Below are 1737 nucleotides of genomic sequence, written 5' to 3' on the forward strand. Positions count from 1 at the left end.
ATTTATTTATTGATGTCGTTGTTATATTTAATATCTTTACTATTCAGTTTTCAAAGAACAAATACGAGAGAAAAGTTCTCTCAAAACTAGATATATTTGCGACTATAAAACAAATTCCATGACAAATTATAATAGTCTTTTAAGTTGGTAAATGTTACTAAAATGAACTGTAACTTTTGTACTCCGTAGAAAGGAGGTAATCCATCCCCACGTTCTCGTAGGGATACCTTGTTACGACTTCACCCCAGTCACCGGCCCTGCCTTAGGCAGTTGTCTCCGTAGTTAACAAAACCGACTTCGGGCATTACCAGCTCCCATGGTGTGACGGGCGGTGTGTACAAGACCCGAGAACGTATTCACCGTAGCGTAGCTGATCTACGATTACTAGCGATTCCGACTTCATGTAGTCGAGTTGCAGACTACAATCCGAACTGAGAATGGTTTTTTGAGATTTGCTTCACGTCGCCGTTTTGCGTCTCTTTGTACCATCCATTGTAGCACGTGTGTTGCCCCACTCGTAAGAGGCATGATGATTTGACGTCGTCCCCACCTTCCTCCCAATTACTCGGGCAGTCTCCCTAGAAAATTAACTAAGGATAAGGGTTGCGCTCGTTGCAGGACTTAACCGAACATCTCACGACACGAGCTGACGACAACCATGCACCATCTGTCATTCTGTTAACCTCCACTATATCTCTATAGCTTTGCAGAAGATGTCAAGAGTGGGTAAGGTTCTACGCGTATCTTCAAATTAAACCACATGCTCCACCGCTTGTGCGGATCCCCGTCAATTCCTTTAAGTTTCACTCTTGCGAGCATACTACTCAGGCGGATGATTTAATGCGTTAGCTGTGCCGATAGTTCCTATCAGCTAATCATCATCGTTTACAGCGTGGACTACCAGGGTATCTAATCCTGTTTGCTCCCCACGCTTTCGTCTCTCAGTGTCAATATATACCCAGTTAGCTGCCTTCGCCAAGTTGGTGTTCTTCCTAATATCTACGCATTTCACCGCTTCACTAGGAATTCCGCTAACCTCTATACAATTCTAGTATGCCAGTATCCAACGCGATTTGGGGTTGAGCCCCAAATTTTGACGCCAGACTTAACACACAACCTACAGACGCTTTACGCCCAATAATTCCGGATAACGCTTGCAACCTATGTATTACCGCGGCTGCTGGCACATAGTTAGCCGTTGCTTTCTGACAAGGTACCGTCAAGATGCTATCATTTCCTATAGCATTTTTTCTTCCCTTATAACAGCAGTTTACAACCCGAAGGCCGTCATCCTGCACGCTGTGTCGCTCCATCAGGCTTTCGCCCATTGTGGAAAATTCCCTACTGCTGCCTCCCGTAGGAGTCTGGGCCGTATCTCAGTCCCAGTGTGGCGGATCAGTCTCTCAACCCCGCTAAACATCATCGCCTTGGTAGGCCATTACCCTACCAACTAGCTAATGTTCCGCACCCCGATCTTTTAGTGAAGCAAACGCTTCTTTCATTTAATATTTATGCAAATATTAAATGTATCCGGTATTAGCGATAATTTCTCACCGTTATCCCAATCTAAAAGGTACGTTAAGTACGTGTTACTCACCCATTCGCCGCTAAGTTCTAAAAGAACTCCGCTCGACATGCATGTATTAGGCACACAGCCAGCGTTCATCCTGAGCCAGGATCAAACTCTCGAAAAAATTGACTGTCATGTTTTATATATCTAGTTTTCAAAGAACTTTT

At 44.4% G+C, this 1737-nt stretch carries 1 rRNA gene; it reads right to left on the minus strand.

The window, feature by feature from the left end:
- Positions 1 to 189 precede the first annotated feature (189 nt).
- A 16S ribosomal RNA gene (locus tag BCF59_RS03635) occupies positions 190 to 1694 on the minus strand.
- Between the last annotated feature and the right edge of the window lie 43 nt (positions 1695 to 1737).

The sequence above is a fragment of the Mycoplasmopsis mustelae genome (assembly GCF_004365095.1).
Lineage (GTDB): Bacteria > Bacillota_I > Bacilli_A > Mycoplasmatales > Metamycoplasmataceae > Mycoplasmopsis > Mycoplasmopsis mustelae.